General features: G+C 72.7%; 19 protein-coding genes. 10 read left to right on the forward strand and 9 right to left on the reverse strand.

What is annotated here, in order from left to right:
* The first annotated feature begins 24 nt into the window (after positions 1 to 24).
* A complete protein-coding gene (locus ACFXAE_RS27790) occupies positions 25 to 579 on the forward strand; it encodes a methylated-DNA--[protein]-cysteine S-methyltransferase (protein WP_384719657.1) in 555 nt (184 codons plus the stop codon).
* Between the two features lie 137 nt (positions 580 to 716).
* Here the strand turns inward: ACFXAE_RS27790 and ACFXAE_RS27795 are convergent, their stop codons facing one another.
* Complete coding sequence (locus ACFXAE_RS27795; RefSeq protein WP_384719659.1) at positions 717 to 1,145, reverse strand: VOC family protein; 429 nt, start codon at positions 1,143 to 1,145, stop codon at positions 717 to 719.
* A gap of 100 nt (positions 1,146 to 1,245) precedes the next feature.
* Here ACFXAE_RS27795 and ACFXAE_RS27800 point away from each other — a divergent pair, with 100 nt between their 5' ends.
* The 3 genes from ACFXAE_RS27800 (at position 1,246) to ACFXAE_RS27810 (ending at position 4,362) form a co-directional block, all read left to right on the forward strand.
* Complete coding sequence (locus ACFXAE_RS27800; protein WP_384719661.1) at positions 1,246 to 2,157, forward strand: pseudouridine-5'-phosphate glycosidase; 912 nt, start codon at positions 1,246 to 1,248, stop codon at positions 2,155 to 2,157.
* Positions 2,139 to 3,071, forward strand: coding sequence for a carbohydrate kinase family protein (locus ACFXAE_RS27805; protein ID WP_384719717.1), 933 nt, complete (start codon positions 2,139 to 2,141; stop codon positions 3,069 to 3,071). The genes ACFXAE_RS27800 and ACFXAE_RS27805 overlap by 19 nt, the downstream gene beginning before the upstream one ends.
* A gap of 163 nt (positions 3,072 to 3,234) precedes the next feature.
* Complete coding sequence (locus ACFXAE_RS27810; protein WP_384719663.1) at positions 3,235 to 4,362, forward strand: magnesium and cobalt transport protein CorA; 1,128 nt, start codon at positions 3,235 to 3,237, stop codon at positions 4,360 to 4,362.
* Positions 4,363 to 4,442: 80 nt separating this feature from the next.
* On the opposite strand, the gene ACFXAE_RS27815 is transcribed toward ACFXAE_RS27810, so the two are convergent.
* Complete coding sequence (locus ACFXAE_RS27815) at positions 4,443 to 5,075, reverse strand: uridine kinase (RefSeq protein WP_384719665.1); 633 nt, start codon at positions 5,073 to 5,075, stop codon at positions 4,443 to 4,445.
* 228 nt (positions 5,076 to 5,303) lie between these two features.
* Between ACFXAE_RS27815 and ACFXAE_RS27820 the strand changes: the two genes are divergently transcribed.
* Positions 5,304 to 5,783, forward strand: a complete 480-nt coding sequence (locus ACFXAE_RS27820; protein WP_384719667.1) for a DUF1772 domain-containing protein — start codon at positions 5,304 to 5,306, stop codon at positions 5,781 to 5,783.
* A 135-nt stretch (positions 5,784 to 5,918) separates the two neighbouring features.
* On the forward strand, positions 5,919 to 7,409 hold the full coding sequence (locus tag ACFXAE_RS27825; RefSeq protein ID WP_384719669.1) for a glutamate synthase subunit beta: 1,491 nt from the start codon (positions 5,919 to 5,921) through the stop codon (positions 7,407 to 7,409).
* A 397-nt stretch (positions 7,410 to 7,806) separates the two neighbouring features.
* Here the strand turns inward: ACFXAE_RS27825 and ACFXAE_RS27830 are convergent, their stop codons facing one another.
* From ACFXAE_RS27830 to ACFXAE_RS27840, 3 genes are all read right to left on the reverse strand, one after another.
* Positions 7,807 to 8,610: an SAM-dependent methyltransferase gene (locus ACFXAE_RS27830; RefSeq protein ID WP_384719671.1), complete on the reverse strand. Its 804-nt coding sequence runs from the start codon at positions 8,608 to 8,610 to the stop codon at positions 7,807 to 7,809.
* A gap of 90 nt (positions 8,611 to 8,700) precedes the next feature.
* Positions 8,701 to 8,985, reverse strand: a complete 285-nt coding sequence (locus ACFXAE_RS27835) for a DUF397 domain-containing protein (RefSeq protein WP_384719673.1) — start codon at positions 8,983 to 8,985, stop codon at positions 8,701 to 8,703.
* Complete coding sequence (locus ACFXAE_RS27840) at positions 8,986 to 9,846, reverse strand: helix-turn-helix domain-containing protein (protein WP_384719675.1); 861 nt, start codon at positions 9,844 to 9,846, stop codon at positions 8,986 to 8,988. It lies immediately after the preceding gene.
* A gap of 223 nt (positions 9,847 to 10,069) precedes the next feature.
* Between ACFXAE_RS27840 and ACFXAE_RS27845 the strand changes: the two genes are divergently transcribed.
* Together ACFXAE_RS27845 and ACFXAE_RS27850 are read left to right on the forward strand one after the other, a co-directional pair.
* The gene (locus tag ACFXAE_RS27845; protein WP_384719677.1) at positions 10,070 to 10,753 is read left to right on the forward strand and encodes an ATP-binding protein; all 684 of its coding nucleotides are present in this window, start codon (positions 10,070 to 10,072) and stop codon (positions 10,751 to 10,753) included.
* Complete coding sequence (locus ACFXAE_RS27850) at positions 10,750 to 11,202, forward strand: hypothetical protein (RefSeq protein WP_384719679.1); 453 nt, start codon at positions 10,750 to 10,752, stop codon at positions 11,200 to 11,202. Before ACFXAE_RS27845 ends, ACFXAE_RS27850 begins: the two co-directional genes overlap by 4 nt.
* A 27-nt stretch (positions 11,203 to 11,229) precedes the next feature.
* Here ACFXAE_RS27850 and ACFXAE_RS27855 read toward each other — a convergent pair whose 3' ends face one another.
* The 4 genes from ACFXAE_RS27855 to ACFXAE_RS27870 form a co-directional block, all read right to left on the reverse strand.
* Positions 11,230 to 11,415, reverse strand: a complete 186-nt coding sequence (locus tag ACFXAE_RS27855; RefSeq protein ID WP_359351159.1) for a hypothetical protein — start codon at positions 11,413 to 11,415, stop codon at positions 11,230 to 11,232.
* Positions 11,416 to 11,592: 177 nt separating this feature from the next.
* Positions 11,593 to 12,957, reverse strand: a complete 1,365-nt coding sequence (locus ACFXAE_RS27860) for an amidohydrolase (protein WP_384719681.1) — start codon at positions 12,955 to 12,957, stop codon at positions 11,593 to 11,595.
* Between the two features lie 4 nt (positions 12,958 to 12,961).
* Entirely contained in the window at positions 12,962 to 14,812 is a 1,851-nt protein-coding gene (locus ACFXAE_RS27865) for an FUSC family protein (protein ID WP_384719683.1), read from the reverse strand.
* A 202-nt stretch (positions 14,813 to 15,014) separates the two neighbouring features.
* On the reverse strand, positions 15,015 to 15,323 hold the full coding sequence (locus tag ACFXAE_RS27870; RefSeq protein WP_384719685.1) for a DUF397 domain-containing protein: 309 nt from the start codon (positions 15,321 to 15,323) through the stop codon (positions 15,015 to 15,017).
* A gap of 42 nt (positions 15,324 to 15,365) precedes the next feature.
* Between ACFXAE_RS27870 and ACFXAE_RS27875 the strand changes: the two genes are divergently transcribed.
* Complete coding sequence (locus tag ACFXAE_RS27875; RefSeq protein ID WP_384719687.1) at positions 15,366 to 16,340, forward strand: GNAT family N-acetyltransferase; 975 nt, start codon at positions 15,366 to 15,368, stop codon at positions 16,338 to 16,340.
* A 347-nt stretch (positions 16,341 to 16,687) separates the two neighbouring features.
* Positions 16,688 to 17,635 carry an expansin EXLX1 family cellulose-binding protein gene (locus tag ACFXAE_RS27880; protein ID WP_384719689.1) on the forward strand — a complete coding sequence of 316 codons (948 nt, stop codon included), beginning with the start codon at positions 16,688 to 16,690 and terminating at the stop codon, positions 17,633 to 17,635.
* Positions 17,636 to 17,669: the final 34 nt, after the last annotated feature.

Below are 17,669 nucleotides of genomic sequence, written 5' to 3' on the forward strand. Positions count from 1 at the left end.
GTGGCGGGCCGTACGGTGGTGCGCATGGACAGCCATGGGCAGTACGAGCAGCGGGTGGTGTGGGCCGCCGTCGGCACCGGCATCGGCCCACTGCTGCTGGCCGCGACCCGTGAGGGCCTGGTCAACGTCGTGTTCCACGCCACCGACGAGGTACGCGACAGCGCGCTGGAGCGGCTGGCGTCGCGGCTCGGCACCGAGCCCGTCGAGGAGCCCGGCTCCCCGCTGCTGACCGAGGCGATACGTCAGGTCGAGGCGTACTTCGCGGGTGAGCGGCGGGGCTTCGAGCTGCCGCTGGACTGGTCGCTGATCTCGGGCTTCAACCGGGAAGTGCTGCGGGAGCTGGCCTCCGGAGTGCCGTTCGGCTCGGTCGTCGGGTACGGCGACCTGGCCCGGCGGGTCGGCCGGCCCGGCGCGGCCCAGGCCGTGGGCATGGCGATGGGTGCGAATCCGTTGCCGGTGGTCGTGCCGTGCCACCGGGTGGTGGAGAGCGACGGGGGCATCGGCGGGTTCGGCGGCGGCGTTCAGACCAAACGCCACCTCCTGGCCCTGGAGGGCATCCTCCCCGAGCCATTGTTCTGACGGCTCGGGGAGGTTTCCGCTCACGGCGCTTGCCAGGTCCCGTCGCGCCCCCTCTCCCAGCGCCCTGGGGGCGCCTCCCAGGCCCTTGAGGCACTGAGGGAGGCAGGGGTTGCCCGCGGACATCGCAGGATCTTCGGTCAGTCGTAGTGGCGGGCCTCGAAGACGTTGCCGTCGGGGTCGCGGAAGTAGAAGCTGCGCTTGGCCAGGCCGCGCGCCCCGAAGGAGTCCTGCGAGACGTCCGACACCGGTACGGAGCCCTCCTCCAAGCGGCCGCGGAGGGCATCGAAAGCATCGGCCGGCAGGGACAGGCAGACGTGGTTGACGGGGTGCCCCGAGCTTTCGGCGGCGCCGGGAACCATACCCATGCGTTCCGCCTTCGCCCGCGGCATGAGATCGAGGATCGTCTCCTCGTTCACCCGCACCGAGGGAAACGGCGCCTCACCGACGGAGTAATCGGTGAGTCTGACGGGCTCCAGGCCCACGGCCTTCTCGTAGAAACCGGCGGCGGCGATGGGGTCGTTCACCCACAGGACGATGTGGTCGAGGCGAGTCGTGTTGTCCGTCATGGCCCCAGCCTCCGCGACGTCCGTGACGGCACGCAAGGGGTTTGGCCCGGTGCCCGGCCCGCCAGAGATGAGGGAGAACCGGCAGACAGGAGGCAGACGCGTGGTGCTCATGGTGTCCGGAGAGGTACGGGAGGCGATCGCCGCGGGCCGCCCGGTGGTGGCCCTGGAGTCCACGATCATCGCCCACGGGCTGCCCCGGCCGCGCAATCTCCAGGTGGCGTTGGAGCTGGAGGCGGCCGTACGGCAGGAGGGCGCGGTACCGGCGACGATCGCCGTGCTGGACGGGCGGCCCCGGGTCGGCCTGGACAAGGAGCAGTTGGAACGGGTCGCGGGCGAGGACGGCATCCGTAAGCTGGGCCATCGTGATCTGCCGCTCGCGGTGGCCACCGGGACGAGCGGGGCGACCACGGTGTCGGCCACGGCCCTGCTGGCGGCGCTCGCGGGTATACGGGTGTTCGCCACCGGAGGGCTCGGTGGGGTGCACCGGGAGTGGACGGTGACCCAGGACGAGTCGGCCGATCTCGGCCTGCTGGCGCGGACGCGGATCACCGTGGTGTGCGCGGGCGTGAAGTCGATCCTGGACGTGCCCGCGACCCTGCAGCGGCTGGAGACACTGGGCGTGGCGGTCGCCGGATACGGCACGGACCGCTTCCCCGGGTTCTATCTGTCCGACTCGGGGCACCCCGTGGACTGGCGGCTGGACACTCCGGCGCAGGTCGCGGAGGTCATGCGGGCGCAGGACGCGCTGGGCGGGCCCGAGTCGGCGCTGATCGTGGCCAACCCCGTTCCCGAGGCGGAGCAATTGGATCCCGGGGTGCACGCGCGTGTGCTCGACGAGGCACTGCACGCGTGCGCGGCGGAGGGTGTCACCGGCCAGGCGGTCACGCCGTTCCTGCTCGGCCGTCTGGTCCGCCACACCGACGGCGCGTCCCTCGCCGCGAACCTGGCGGCGGTCCAAGGCAACGTACGTCTGGCCGCGCGGGTCGCGGCGTCCTGGGCCGCCGGGGAGTGACGGACGCCGTGCGGGGCGGGGTGCTGCTGGTCGTCGGCGATGTGATCACGGATGTGGTCGCCCTGCACCGGGGGCCGCTCGCGCCGGGAACGGACACGGTGGCGGCGATCCGGACGCTGCCGGGCGGCGCGGGCGCCAATGTGGCCTGCTGGGCGGCGCGTCGGGACGGTACGAAGGTGCGGCTCCTCGGGCGGGTGGGCGAGGACGCGGCGGCCTGGCACGAGCGGGAGCTGATCGCCTGCGGGGTCCGCCCGCTTCTGGTCGTGGACGGACAGGCGCCGACGGGGACGGTGATCTGCCTGGTCGACGAGGGCGCGGCGGCCGAGCGGACGTTCCTCACCGACAGCGGTGCGTCGCCGCGGCTGGAACCCTGTGACTGGTCGGACGCGTTGCTGGACGGGGTGGCACGGCTGCATCTGTCGGGCTACCTGCTGTTCACCGAGCCGAGCAGGGCCTTGGCCGCGGTGGCGTTGAAGGCGGCGCGGGCCCGTGGGGTGCCGGTGAGTCTGGATCCGGCGTCGGCGGGGTTCCTCGTGCGGCTGGGCACCGACCGGTTCCTGTCGCTGGTCGAGGGCGTGGACGTCCTGCTGCCCAGCCGTGACGAGGCGTGTCTGCTCATGGACGTGTCCGATGCCTCGGACGCCGCGGCGCGGCTGAGTCGGCACGTCCCGCTGGTGGTGGCCAAGCAGGGTGCCGGGGGCGCGCTGCTCGCGCGGTCCGGGAAGGTGTACGCCCGTGTCCCGGCCGTACCGGCGGTGCCCCGGGACACCACGGGTGCCGGCGACGCGTTCACGGGCGCGTTCCTGGCGGCCCTGCTGGCGGGTGCCGGCCCGGAGCAGGCGGCGGAGGAGGGCTGCCGGGCGGGCGCGCAGGCGGTGGGACACATAGGGGGCCGCCCGCCCGCGCCCGCCTGACGAACGGGTGTCACGAGGGGCTGACCGACTTTGTCCACAGGCGGGAACAAAGCGGAATGCCCCCTGTCCACAGCCTCGCACACAGCTCGTCCAGTGCTGGCAGACTGGCGCGGCAAGGCGCGTGAAGCAGAACGGCGCGGGGGAACCACGCAAGGAGAGCCGGATGTCCATGGCAGGGAATCTGCGGAAGGTCACGAGCCTCGGCAGGGTCGGCGGGCTGCGCCGGGTGGCGCGGCTGGCCCGGCGACGGCCCCGTGTGGACCTGAGTCATCCGGCCCGGTCCCCGCTGGGCTCCTCGGTGGTGAACTGCGTGACGTACCGGGACGGTCACCGCACCGCCGCGCGTGGCGATCTGGTGGACGCGGTGAAGCAGGTACGCAAGAGCGGCGAAGGTTTTGTCTGGCTGGGGCTGCACGAGCCGACCAGCCGGGAGTTCACCGGCATCGCGGAGTTGTTCGACCTGCACCCGCTGGCGGTGGAGGACGCGGTCGAGGCGCACCAGCGGCCCAAGCTGGAGCGGTACGGGGAGACGCTGTTCGCCGTGTTCAAGACGGTCTGCTACGTCGAGCACGAGGAACTCACCGCGAACAGCGAGGTGGTGGACACCGGCGAGATCATGGTGTTCCTCGGTGAGGACTTCGTGGTCACGGTGCGGCACGGCCGGCACGGCTCGCTGGGACCGCTGCGCGAAGGGCTGGAGTCCGATCCCGAACAGCTCGCCAAGGGCCCGTCCACGGTGCTGCACGCGATCGCGGACCATGTGGTCGACGACTATCTCACTGTCATCGACTCGGTACAGGACGACATGGACCACGTCGAGACGGATGTGTTCGCGGAGCACGGCGCGCGGGTCGATCCGGGCCGCATCTACCAGCTCAAGCGTGAACTCCTGGAACTGAAGCGGGCGGTGGTGCCGCTGGACCGGCCGCTGGAGGAGCTCGCCAGCCGGCCGATCCGGGTGGTCGCCCCGGAGATACAGGCGTACTTCCGTGACGTCTCCGACCATCTGCTGCGGGCGAAGGAGCAGATAGCGGCCTTCGACGAGCTGCTGAACTCCATCCTCCAGGCGCATCTGGCGCAGGTCACGGTCGCGCAGAACGAGGACATGCGCAAGATCACCGCTTGGGCGGCGATCGTGGCGGTGCCGACGATGGTCTGCGGCATGTACGGCATGAACTTCGACCACATGCCGGAGCTGCACTGGCGGTACGGCTACGGCATGGTCATCGGGGTGATATCCGTGGCGTGTCTGCTGCTGTACCGGGCGTTCCGGCGCAGCCGCTGGCTCTGAGACCGGCCCTCGGGGCCCCTTCCGGAGTTCTTGACGTCCCCGGTTCTCGCCGGGCGGCCCGTGGGTGGCGCCCGGCGGTGTCAGCCCCGCCAGGCCGGATGGCGTGGGTCGTCGGCCCGTACCAGTACGTCGGCCGTGCCGGCGGGGTCGGTCTCCTGTTCGTAGCGCTCGAAGGCGGGGAGGGTCCAGTGCTCGGCCTCGGGGGTACGGCGGCGCAGGGCGCCCGGGGAGAGGAGGACGTGAACGCTCAGGTCGAAGGGGAACCAGTGCCGCAGGAGGAGCGGGCCGTGCAGCAACAGCACACCGGTGGGAGGGAGTCGGATGTAGGGACTGCGGGTGGCGCGGTCGGTGACGGGGTCCCACAGATCGGGCAGGACGCGTCCGCTCCCGCCGGGTTCGAGGGGGCCGAACACCTCGCGCCAGAGGGCGCCGGTGTCGTACCAGCCGCCGTAGTAGGACTCCAGGTCCTGGTGGCCGTACTCGAGCCGGACGGAGGCGGGCCGCAGGAAGCCCTCGGTGCCGACGACCAGGGAGGGCCGGCCGCGTATCCGCAGCGCCTCGGCGACCCGCTCGGCGAGGTCTCCCGGACGCGCGGCGGGGGCACCGTCGAGGGCGACCCGCGGCCAGGGTCCGCCGTCGGCCGTCTTCAGCTCCCGCAGGCGCTCGGCGAGGAGGTCGCCGAGCCGGTCCCAGGTGATCGCTTCAAGTCGCACACGGCCATGATGCGCCGACGGCCCGTCCGGCCGCGCGCGTCTCCTGGCGGTACGGGTCTCCTGGCGGTACGGGTCCGGCGGACCGGGGACGCCCGGGCGTTCAGCACCCCTGGACGTTCGCGCATGCGCCCGCGCTCCTGGGCCATGGCCGGGGGTGCCGGGGGTCGCATTCACTGATGGTGACGGTGACGGCCGGGAAGGGTCCCGGCCGAGAACGGGGGTGACGACATGATCGACGGGCCGTACTTCGTGCTGACGGTGCTGGGGGTGCTCGGGACCGGGCTGACGGCCGGGGCCTTCTGCGCCTTCTCGACGTTCGTGATGAGAGGGCTCGCGGCGCTGCCGCCGGCGCAGGGGGTGGCCGCGATGCAGGCGGTCAACGTGGCGGCGGTGCGTCCGGCCTTCATGCTGCTGTTCCTCGGTACGGCGATGCTGTGCTCGGTGGTCACGGTGGTGACGTTCGTGCTGTGGCCGGACGAGGGGACGGTCGAGCTGCTGGTGGGCGGTGTCCTGTACCTGGCCGGGTCGTTCGGGCTGACCGTGGTCGCGAACATACCGCGCAACGAGGCGCTGGCCCGGCTCGAACCGGATGGCCCGGAGGCGGCCGCGTACTGGCCGGTCTATGTGCGCGAGTGGACGATGTGGAACCACGTCCGCGCGCTCGCCTCGGCCGGGGCGGCGGTGGCGTACCTCCTGGCCCTCGTCTGAGGGACTCGGCCGACGGGCTCCCGGGAAAGCGCTGTCCCGGCGCTCTGCGGGGGCGGGTGAGCGGACGTATCGTGACCGGAGGAGTGCCGCCCGACGACGCACGGCCCGTCACCCGCGCACGCAAGGAACACGGCCATGGCCGATCCCAAGGGTTTCCTGACCACGCCCCGCGAGGAATGGCCGCGCCGGCCCGTCGAGGAACGGGTCCGCGACTGGAACGAGGTGTACGTCCCGGGGGCGCTGCTGCCCATCGTCAGTCCGCAGGCCGACCGCTGCATGGACTGTGGTGTGCCGTTCTGCCACCAGGCCTGCCCGCTCGGCAATCTCATCCCCGAGTGGAACGACCTGGTCTCGCGGGAGGACTGGCGGGCGGCGGCGGAGCGGTTGCACGCCACCAACAACTTCCCGGAGTTCACCGGCCGGTTGTGTCCGGCGCCCTGCGAGGCGGGCTGTGTGCTCGCCATCAACCAGCCGGCGGTCACCATCAAGAACGTCGAGTGCGCCATCGCCGACCGGGCCTGGGAGGAGGGCTTCGCGCCACCGGCACCGCCGGACCGGCTCTCCGGCCGGACGGTCGCGGTCATCGGTTCGGGCCCGGCCGGGCTGGCCGCGGCCCAGCAGCTGACCCGTGCGGGGCACACCGTCGCCGTGTACGAGCGGGACGACCGGATCGGCGGGCTGATGCGGTACGGCATCCCGGAGTTCAAGATGGAGAAGCGGCATCTGGAGCGGCGGGTGGAGCAGATGCGGGCCGAGGGGACGAAGTTCCGTACGTCCACGACGGTCGGGCGCGATGTGGACGCGGCGGAGTTGCGGACGCGGTATGACGCGGTGGTGATCGCGACGGGGGCGACGGCATGGCGGGAGCTTGCCGTACCGGGGCGCGAACTGGCGGGAATTCACCAGGCGATGGAGTATCTGCCGCTCGCGAACCGGGTGTGCGAGGGGGATCTGGAGTCGTCGCCGCTGTCGGCCGCGGGCCGGCATGTCGTCATCGTCGGTGGCGGTGACACGGGAGCGGACTGTCTGGGTACGGCGGTGCGGGAGGGCGCCGCGTCGGTCACCCAGCTCGACATCTATGCCCAGCCGGGCTCCGAGCGCGACGAGGACGCCGAGCCGTGGCCGACCTGTCCGAAGCTGTACCGGCTGTCCGCGGCGCACGAGGAGGCCGGTGAGTTGCGGACGGCACCGGCGGCGGACGCGGACGCGCGGCTGTTCGCGGCGTCCACGCTGCGCTTCACCGGCGACGGGGAGGGGCGGGTGGGTGCGCTGCACCTGGTCGAGGTGGACGCTGGGCGTCGGGCCGTGCCGGGCACGGAACGGATGCTGCCGGCGGATCTCGTTCTGCTCGCGCTCGGGTTCTCCGGGCCGGACCGGGGGGACGGGCTCGTCGCCCAGATGGAGGTGGAGCTGTCACCTCGTGGCACGGTTGCCCGGGATGCGGGCTTCGCCACGAATGTGCCGGGTGTCTTCGCTGCCGGGGACGCCGCTCGCGGCCAGTCCTTGATCGTGTGGGCCATCGCCGAGGGGCGGGCGGTCGCGGCGGCGGTCGACGGCTACCTGACCGATGCGCCCAGTCGCCTACCGGCGCCGATCACCCCGTACGACCGTCCGATGACGGTGTGAGCCCGCGGTGCCCGGCGTGGGTGCGGGCGGGGGGTGGGCTCGCGCGGCCCGGCGCCGTGCCGGGTGCTCGGCGTCGGTGTGAGCCCGGGGGGTGTTCGCGCGGCCCGGCGCTCGCGGGGCGCCTCCCCCGCTCCCGGCTTCGCTCGAGCGGGGGGACCCCCATGAGCGGGAGGCACCCCACCGTCCACCCGTGCCGCCCTGGGGGCGCTTCCCCTGCCTTTGAGGCACTGGGGGAGGCACGACTGCCCGCGGTGAGCGGCGGACGCGGCCCCGCCCCTCCACCCGCCGTGGGCGCTGCGCGCGTGCAACGGCGGCCCGCCGTGCGACACGGCGGGCCGCCGTTGGTGGAGTGGTGCCGGAACACAGGGCCTCGATGGGTCCCACCACCCCAGCCGGGTTACGGCTTGCGGGCCACCGCGCCGTAGCCCGGGATGACGCCGTCGTCCTGGCCCGGGACCGGGTCGCCCAGCTCCGGGTGCCACTGGTGGGGGACCTGGACGCCGGGGTCGATCAGGTCCAGGCCGTCGAAGAGGCGGGTGAACTCCTCGCGGGAGCGGAGCACCAGGGTGACGCCCGCCGCCTTGAGCTTCTCCGTGGCCGCCTTCGACTCCTCCGGAGTGAAGTCGGACGTCGCGTGGGTGACGACCAGGTGGCTGCCCGAGGGCAGCGCGTCCAGCAGCCGCCCGACCAGCTCGTGCGCCCCGTCCTCGTCGGAGACGAAGTGCAGCAGCGCGATGAGCGACAGCGCGATCGGCTCGTCGAAGTCGAGGATCTTCCGCGCGCCCTCCAGGATGGTGTCCGGTTCGCGCACATCGGCCTGGAGGTACTCGGTCACCCCCTCGTCCGTACCGCGCAGCAGGGCCGCCGCGTGGGCGAGCACGATCGGGTCGTTGTCGCAGTACACGACGCGGGCGTCGGGCACGATTCCCTGCGCCACCTGGTGCAGGTTGGGCTCGGTCGGGATGCCGGTGCCGACGTCGAGGAACTGCCGTACACCCTGCCCGGCCAGCCAGCGCGTGGCCCGCTGCATGAACGCGCGGTTCACCCGCGCCATCACCGGCACCCGGGGGTCGAGGGCCAGCATCTGCCTGCCCATGGCCTCGTCGACCGGATAGTTGTCCTTGCCTCCGAGGTACCAGTCGTACATCCGCGCGGGGTGCGGCCTGCTCGTGTCGATCTCCACGGGGTGCTGCCCGGTCATGACGGACTCCATAAGTCTCTGCAACTGTTAGTGATCAAGTCGGTGCCACGTTCAGAAGGGGAAACAAAAAGGTAGAGCGGACAACAGGGCTCAGGACAGCAGGAAATCCGCCTCTCCCGCCTTCGCTCCTTCGATGAAGGCCGTCATCTCGGCGGAGGTGTAGATGAGCGCCGGCCCGTCCGGGTCGGTGGACTGGCGTACGGCGATCCGGCCGTCCTCGAGCTTCATCGCCTCCAGGCAGTTCCCTCCGTTGCCGCCGCTCCACGGCTTGTGCCAGCCCTCGCTGCCCAGTTCCCGCGCGGGCATGCCGTTGTAGATCCTTCCGGTGCGCGCCCGCGGGTGGGGCAGGGACTTCAGGGGCTTCATGAGTTCCATTCACAGCTCCTTGCGAAGATCCCGGAGGATCTCCTTCGTGCGATGTGCCGTAGCGGCCTGCGCCGCCATGCGGTCCATGACCTCGAGGTGGGTCGCCACCTCGGCGCGCGCGTCCAGATAGACGGCGCCGGTCAGGTACTCGCTGTAGACCATGTCCGGCAGTTCGGGCATGGCGAATCGGAACAGCACGAACGGCCCGTACGTGCCGGGATGGGGCCCACCGGCGAACGTCGCGATCTGCAGCGTCACATTGGACAGCTTCGTGGCCTCGAGCAACTTGTCGATCTGCGCACGCATCACCTCCGGGCCGCCGACCGGGCGGCGGAGCGCGGTCTCGTCCATCACGACCCACATCCGGGGCGCGTCCTTGCGGGTGAGCAGTTCCTGCCGTTGCATACGCAGGTCGACGTGGCGCTCCATGTCCTCGGGCCGGGTCTGCCCGACGGCCCCGGAGCGCAGTACGCCGCGTGCGTAGTCCTCGGTCTGGAGCAGTCCGGGGACGAAGTGGGGTTCGTAGCTGCGGATGAGGGAGGCCGCACCCTCCAGGCTGACGTACATCGAGAACCAGCCGGGCAGGATGTCATGGAAGCGCTGCCACCAACCGGGCCGGTTGGCGTCCTCCGCCAGCTGCACGAAACCGTCGGCCTCCTCGTCGGAGACGCCGTACGCCTTCAGCAGGAGCTGGAGGTACGGGATCTTGAGCGCGACCTCGGCCGTCTCCATGCGGCGGACGGTGGCGGGCGCGACGCGGAGGATGCGGGCCGCTTCCTCACGCTTGAGTCCCGCGCGTTCCCGCAGGTCCAGCAGGCGCCGGCCGAGGACGACCTGCCCCACCGTCGGCGCGGACCGGGGTTCGCTCACACTCCACCTCCCTCGAACAAAAGCCGACAGCCCGGCGGCGCCACTCGAAGATCCATCCGAAGATCCGTCTCGCCCGAACTTGCATTCGAACAAATCTTCGGCAATCCCAACTGGCGCCGCGTGAGGTGCTGTTGCGAGCAGTGTGCCACGCCCGTCCAGACCGTCACACCGCACTCTGCATTTTTCAGAGTGACACTTGCCAAGTGTTCACGGCGGGGCGATAGTGGCAAGCGTGATTCCGTCCGCGCCCTTAGGAACAGACGCCGCCGCAGGGTCCATCGGCCTCGGCGCCGCCTCGGAAGCCGACCCTTCGGGGTCCGCCGCCGAGCGCCGGTTCCGTTTCGAACTGGCCGCTCATCCGGGTTCCCCGGCTCAGGCCAGACGCCTGACGAGGGCACGGCTGACCGGCTGGTCCGTGTGCGAGGACACCTGCGACACGGCAGCCCTGGTCGTCTCCGAACTGGTCACCAACGCCATCGTGCACACGGCGAGCAGCCACGTGGTCTGCGAGCTGCACGACGGTGGCGAGCTGGTGCGCATAGCCGTGCGCGACGAGGGGTGCGCGCCGGGCCAGCCGCGGGCGAACACCCGGCAGCAGCCGGAGGACGAGCACGGGAGGGGACTGCTTCTCGTCGACGCCCTGTGTCACTCGTGGGGCGCGCACGAGAACGGTCCTGGACTGCTGGTCTGGGCCGACCTCCCCCGCGCGGCGGACACCGGGCACGGTCCCGCGGAGCCCACCGACGACCTGGGCTGGGGAGCCCGCCCGAAGCCGGGCCCGCCCGGCCCCCCGGACGACGACACCGGCAACGAACCGGACCAGTCCCACGGCCCGGCGGGAAACCAGGCCCACAACCTGCCGTTCCCCCCGCACCAGCGCACCCCCCGCTCCCGGGGCCAGGCGTGACAGGCATACCCGGCACCCGCGTACTGAGCCTGGACTCGCTGGTGCGGATCCGGCGCGAACGGCACGCCCCCGCCACCCCCCGGCGGCTCCCCGTCCCCGACGGCATGACCGCGCCCATGGGCTGCGACGCCGTGGCGATACCGGCACGCTTCGGCCCGCTGGTGATGCCCCGGCTGCCCCGCGTGGGCTGCGTGTACGCCGATGACGCGCACTGGTGGTGGCTGGTCCCGTCCGATTCCGACTACGCCCTGGAGTGGCCGGCCCCCGCCCACTACGCCACCGGCGCGGTCCTCCCCGGCCCCTCGGACGCCCCCGGCGCCCCGGACCTCCCCGGTCTGATCCACCGCCCCGACGGCACGCTCCCCTATACGCCGCCGATACCGCTCTATCTCGCCCTGTGCCGCCTGACGGACACGACCCCCACCTGGTCACGCCCCGTCACCGCGTAGCCACGCACCCCTGGCCCCCGGCCCTCGTCACGCCGTGACGTCACCGCCCCCGCCGTCCCCCCGGACGATCACCAGGAACATGTCGGTCGCGAGGTCCATGACAACCTCGGCGGGCAGACCCTCCAGGCGGCGTGCGTGGGCGAACTCCTCCGCCGGCCATGAGCCGCGCGGTCCACCTGCGGGAAAGCGTTCGAGCACCGTTCGCCCGTTCACTCTGCCACCTCCATGCTGCGTTGTACTCGTAGAGTTAAACGCCAACCATGGGGTGAACACCTTGCTCAGTGACGGTACTGAGACGTAGCTGACACCCGTTCACCGCCAAGTGTGATCGGACTCTCGGCTGATCGCACCAGCCGACTACTTTCCGTATCGGTCGCCGTACGGGTCGTGTCAGGTGTCGTACTCCTGAATCCGCCGCCCATGGCTCCGGTCGACCAGTGCGGGCAGCCGCTCCCCCAGCCTCCGCACCACCTCGGGCACGTCGATCGTGAGCAGTTCCCGGTCCCGCATGAGGATCCGGCCGTCCACGACCGTCGTACGGACGTCGGCGGCGCGGGCGCTGTGCACCAGGGTCGCGGCGAGGTCGTGCACGGGCTGGGTGTGCGGGCCGGTGAGGTCGACGAGGACGAGGTCGGCGCGGCGGCCCGGCGCGATGCTCCCGACGCTCTCGCCGAGGCCGACCGCGCGGGCGCTCTGCAGAGTGGCGTGGTGGAGGGCCTGCCGGGAGGTCAGCCACCGGGGGTCGCCCTCGGTGGACTTCTGGATCAGGGAGGTGAGTGCCATGGACTCCCACACGTCGAGCGAGTTGTTGGAGGCGGCGCCGTCGGTGGCGAGTCCGACCGGGACGCCGATGTCGCGCAGGGCGCGTACGGGTGTGGTGCGGGGCCAGGCGAACTTGAGGTAGCCGCGGGGTGCGGTGGCCACGGCCGTACGGCCGTCCGCGCGCTCCAGCAGCGGCAGGTCGCCGTCGACGATGCCGGTTCCGTGGGCGATGAGCACGTCGGTGTCGAGGATGCCGGTGCGGTGCAGGACCTCGATGGGGGTGACGCCGTGCCGGGCGAGACTGGCCTCGGTCTGGTCGCGGTTCTCGGCGGCGTGCAGATGCACGGGCAGCCCGTGCTCGCGCGCCAGCCGCGCGGTGGCGGCCAGATCGGTGTCGTCGACGGTGTAGGGGGCGTGCGGGGCGAGGGCGGTGGTGACACGGCCGTCGGCGGCCCCCCGGTGCCGCAGCGCGAACTCCAGTGACCGCTGAAGCCCGCCGGGCCCCTGGGAGGAGAAGTACGCCTCCCCCAGCAGCGCCCGCATCCCGCACCCGGCGACCACGGCGGCGACCGCGTCCATGGCGAAGTAGTGGTCGGCGAAGCAGGTGACGCCGCCGCGGATCATCTCGGCGCAGGCGAGCAGCGCCCCCAGCTCGACGTCCCGCTCGGTGAGGTTGGACTCGACCGGCCAGACGACGTCGTTGAACCACTCCCCGGTCGGCAGGTCCTCGGCGAGACCGCGCAGGGCGACCATCGGGGCGTGGGTGTGGCAGTTGATCAGTCCGGGCAGGGCGACCTGTCCCCGTGCGTCGATCCGCTCGCGGGCCGCCCGTCCCTCGACCGCCTCCGCGCTCGTCACCTCCTGCACCGTCCCGTCGCGTACGACGACGGCCGCGTCCCGCGTGAATCCGATCCGTTCCCGGGCGTCGTGCGTGAGGACGGTGCATCCGGTGATGATGAGCTGGGCCGGGCTCTCCGTGGCAGCAGGCGTCATCCCGTCAACGTACGACGCGGGTGTGGCCCGGCGTGAGCCGGAGCGCGACATCCCCTCGCGCCCGTACACGGTCCGCGAGCTCGGTCAGCCGCTGGACGTGCCGGGGGTCGATGCGGCCGGTGTCGTCGAGGTGGACGGCGCCGGCGGTGACGGTGTCGACGAGCAGTTCGAGGGTGGCGGCGGTCTCGTCGGTGCCGTCGGCGTGCCGGGCGAGCGGGGGAAGCTCGGCGGAGGCGAGGGCGATGGCGGCGCGGGCCTCGGCGAGGGTGCGGTAGGCCTCGCGGCGCAGCGCCCAGCGGGCGGCGCGGTCGCCGGACTCGCCGAGCACGTGGTCGAGGTACGCCTGGGCGGCGCCGGCCGCTTCGGTCAGCCGGGCGCGGATGGCGTCGCCGCCGCGCCGGCCCGGCATCGGGAGGTGTCCCACGACGAGGACGACGGCGCAGGCCAGCAGCGTCTCACCGATGCGGCCGAGGGAAGCCTGGGGTTCGCCACCGGCCATCACCAGGGCGAGGACGAGCACGGTGACGACGGCGGTCTGCGCGGCGAAGTGCCGGGCGGCGACGGGGATCAGCGCGCCGCTGACCGCGACCAGCGCGACGAGTCCCCCCGGCCGGGGCAGCACGGCTGCGAACCCGGCGAACAGGAGCGCCCCGAGGACGGTTCCGGCGGCCCGGGACAGCACACGGGAGGCGAGCGGTCCGAGGTCGGGTTTGACGAGGAAGACGGCGGTGGCGGGCAGCCAGTACCAGTGCTCGTGCTGCCCGTACCAGCGGGCGTGGTGCAGGACCTGGGCCAGGGCCGCGCTCACCCCGAAGCAGAGGGCGACCCGCAGCCCGTACTCCCGGCCCCGGGCGCCGAGGACGGTCCGCAGCACGGTGGCCCGGGAGCGGCTGCGGCTGTGCAGGTCGCCGCCGTCGCCCCGGTCGAAGGCCTCGGCGGCGCGCAGGAGGGCGTCGTCGAGGGCGCGCAGGGCGGGGACGGTACGGGAAGGGGCGGGCAGCGGGCCGGTGGGAGTGCTGCCTCGTACGGCGGCGGCGAGGCGCCGGGGTCCTTCGGAGGCGCGGGCCGGTACGGGATCCCCGGCCCAGGCGAGCGCGGTGGCGGCCTCGGCGAGCGGGAGGGCGGCTCCGTACTGGGCGTGCAGCCGGCGTTCGGCGACGGAGGAGGCGTACCGCCGCAGCCGGGGCCCGGCGAGCGCGTCCTGTGCGTGGTCGAGGGCGGCGGTGAGCGCGGCCCGCCGTGCGGTGGCGGTGTCCGACCCGGTGGCGTCGAGCAGCGCGGCAACGGCGTCGTACACCCCGGCGACGGCATCCCGCTCCCCGTCGAACCGGAAGCCCCCGGCGAGCGATCCGGGCGTGGGCAGCGCGAGCCGCAGCAGGAGCAGCCACCCCGCACCGGCGAAGAAGGCGAGCGCCCGCTGCCAGCCCGGTTCGGGCAGCGGCATCCCGGCGCCGACGGCGGCCCCGACCAGCAACTGGGTGCCGACGGAGGAACCGACGGGCCCCAGCGCGCTGACCGCACCGGCGACGAGACCGAGCCCGGTCAGCAGCAGGGTGAGCAGTACGGCGGAGACGTGGTCCCCGGCGTACGTCCCCACGACCAGCCCGGCCGCCCCCGCGAGCGCGGGCCCGCCGATGCGTCCGACGGAGGCGCGACGGCTGCCCGGCCGGTCGTTGATCCCGGCGAACAGGGCGCCGATGGCGGCGACGACGCCGAGGGTGGGCCGTCCGGCGAGGACGGCCGCGAGCAGCAGCGGCCCGCCGCCCAGCGCACCGCGCACGACGGCGCTCCACGGGACCGGTCCGCGCTGGGCGCGCAGGGCATGGGCCAGCCATGGAGGTACGGCACGGGACACGGGACTCCAGTCGTCGCATTCGGAAGCGGAACGAGCTCGCGGGCGACGGTGACCGGGCGGGAGGAAACGCGCCTTCCACGGTAATCGGTGGGGTGGAAGGGGAGCGAACGGCCGTGTTTCCGGGATGTGACGATGCGGGCGGGAGCGGTCCGGTGCCCCGTGGCCCCGGTCAGCGGTCACGGGCACCGCGGTGCTCCTCGTTCTACGCGGTGTGCCGGGCGGCGCACCCGATGAACTCCGTCCACGCCTCCGGCGTCAGGCCGGCCACGGGGCCGGCCGTGTGCTTCGAGGCGCGCACATACAGGGCGTCGTTTCCGGCGGCTGCTTCGACGCACCGGTCTCCATCGCCGGCGCCGCAGCTGCTCTTGAGCCACGCCAAGTCATGGAGACCGGCCTTGTCCTCGCTCCTCTCCCTCCCGGCAGCTTCTCGATCAACGCAGGCCAAGACGCTGATCGGGCGCCGCTCGATCCTTGAGGCAGCGCCGGACCTGTCGCTTCGCCCTCGGCGCACGTCCGTGGTGCGATGGAACCGGGGGCGGAAAGGAGAGCGATCATGCCCGCAGCGAAGCGAACGAGTGCCGCCGCCCCGGTGTCGGTCCGCCCGCTGGCCGAGCCGGACCTGGACCGGGCCGACGAGATCTTCAGGGTCGCCTTCGGGACCTTCCTCGGCGTCCCTGAGCCGGAGACGTTCTTCGGGACCGCCGACTATGTCCGCACCCGCTGGGCGGCGGATCCGCACGCGGCCTTCGCGGCGACCGTCGAGGGCGAGGTCGTCGGATCGAACTTCGCCGCCCACTGGGGCAGCGTCGGGTACTTCGGCCCGCTGACCGTGCGTCCGGACCTGTGGGACCAGGGCATCGGCAGGCGCCTCATGGAACCGGTCATGGCCTGCTTCGACGCCTGGGACAACCGCCACCTCGGCCTGTTCACCTTCTCGCACAGCCCCAAGCACCTCGAGCTCTACCGCCGCTACGGCTTCTGGCCCCGGTTCCTCACCGCCATCATGAAGAAACAGGTCGCCGTCGGTGCCGCGGTCCCCGGCCGGCTGCTGTACGGCGAGCTGACCGCCGCCGAACGGCCCGGCGCGCTGAGCCTCGGCCGCGCACTGACGGGGGCTGTGTACGAGGGCCTGAGCCTGGAACGCGAGATCACGGCCGTACAGGCGCAGGGACTCGGTGACACCGTCCTCCTCGAGGGCGCCGGCTCCGGCCTCGACGGTCTGGCCGTCTGCCACTGCGGAGCGGGGTCGGAGGCCGGTGAGGACGTGTGCTTCGTCAAGTTCGGCGCCGTACGCCCCGGCCCGGACGCCGCGGACCGGTTCGAACGACTACTGGACGCGTGCGAGCGGCTGGCCGCCGAGAGGGGACTGGGGCAACTGGACGCCGGAACGAACCTGGCCCGCCAGGACGCCTACCGGCGCATGGCCGACCGCGGTTTCCGTACCTGGCTGCAGGGCGTGACCATGCACAGGCCCAACGACCCCGGCTACAGCCACCCGGATGCCTACGTGATCGACGACTGGCGCTGAGTCCACCGCCCCACCCGGCTCCCGGGCGTTCACCGAGCGGGCCCGCGCCTTGCGGTCTCCTGCCGTCCATGGGCGCGATCCACGAGCTCACCACGGACGTACTCCACGGCCCCTGGTCACCGCGGTCGTCGACGAGCCCGGTCGGGCCGCTCTCGAACGCCCGGACCCGCCGCTGCGGCATCCGGACGTACCCCCGGAAAGGTCCCGGCCCCGGGGCCGTCAGCCGGGCCGCCTGCCGTGGGCCCGGCTGACGTGCCGCACCTGAAAGCCCGGCAACCTTTCCGGCGGCTGTGACGACCACAGAGTCGGAAGCGTGTGTTCTCCCCGCACCACGTAAGGACTCATCCGTGGCATCCCCCTCCCACCGCCGCCCTCGCGGCAAGCGGCGCGGCCTCCTGGTTCCGGCCGTCGCCGTGGCCGCCGTCGGGCTCCTCATATCGCTGGTCGTCGCCCTCACTCGTGACGGTGGCTCCGACACCGTGCGGGCCACGGCCGCGTCCGCCGCCGGTGTCGGCGCCCGGCCGAGCGCCTCGCCCACGGCGACCGGGCGGACACCGGAGGCGAAGCCGTCCACCACGTCCCCGGTCCCCGAGCCCTCCACGACGACCGCGTCGGCCCGGCCCTCGCGCGGCAGCACCCCCACGGCCGCCCCGCACCCGGCTTCCGGCGGGGCGCCGCTCGCGGGCCGGATCCAGCCCGGGGCCGCCTACAGCGGAGTGGCCACCCACTACGAGGCCGGGGACGGCGACGGCGCCTGCCTGTACGGTCCCAGCCCCGACCTCATGATCGCGGCGATGAACACCATCGACTACGAGACGTCCAAGGCGTGCGGGGCGTACGTCCTCGTCCGCGCGGCCGGGGGCGCCTCCGTGACCGTCCGGATCACCAACCAGTGCCCCTCGCCCTGTGCTCCCGGGCAGCTCGACCTGAGCAGGGAGGCCTTCGCGAAGCTCGCCGGCCTCTCCGCCGGGCGGATCCCGGTCACGTGGAGTCTGCTCAGCCCCGGCACGTCCGACACCGTCTCGATCCGCTACAAGACCGGCTCCAGCAGCCACTGGTGCGGCATCCAGGCGATCGGCCACCGCAACCCGCTCGCCCGGCTCGAGGTCGGCACCGGCTCCGGGTGGCGGCGGCTGACCCGTACCGAGTACAACTACTTCCTCTCCCCCGACGGCACCGGATGCGGCGGCCCCCTCAGGCTCACCGACGTCTACGGGGAGCGGCTGACCGTCGACGGCATCACCGTACGGCCGGACGCCGTACAGCCGACCCGCGTCCAGTTCGCACGGCACTGACACGGTGCCTTTGCCCCAGGGGTGGTGCCGCCGC

The sequence above is a fragment of the Streptomyces sp. NPDC059454 genome (assembly GCF_042749965.1).
GTDB lineage: Bacteria > Actinomycetota > Actinomycetes > Streptomycetales > Streptomycetaceae > Streptomyces.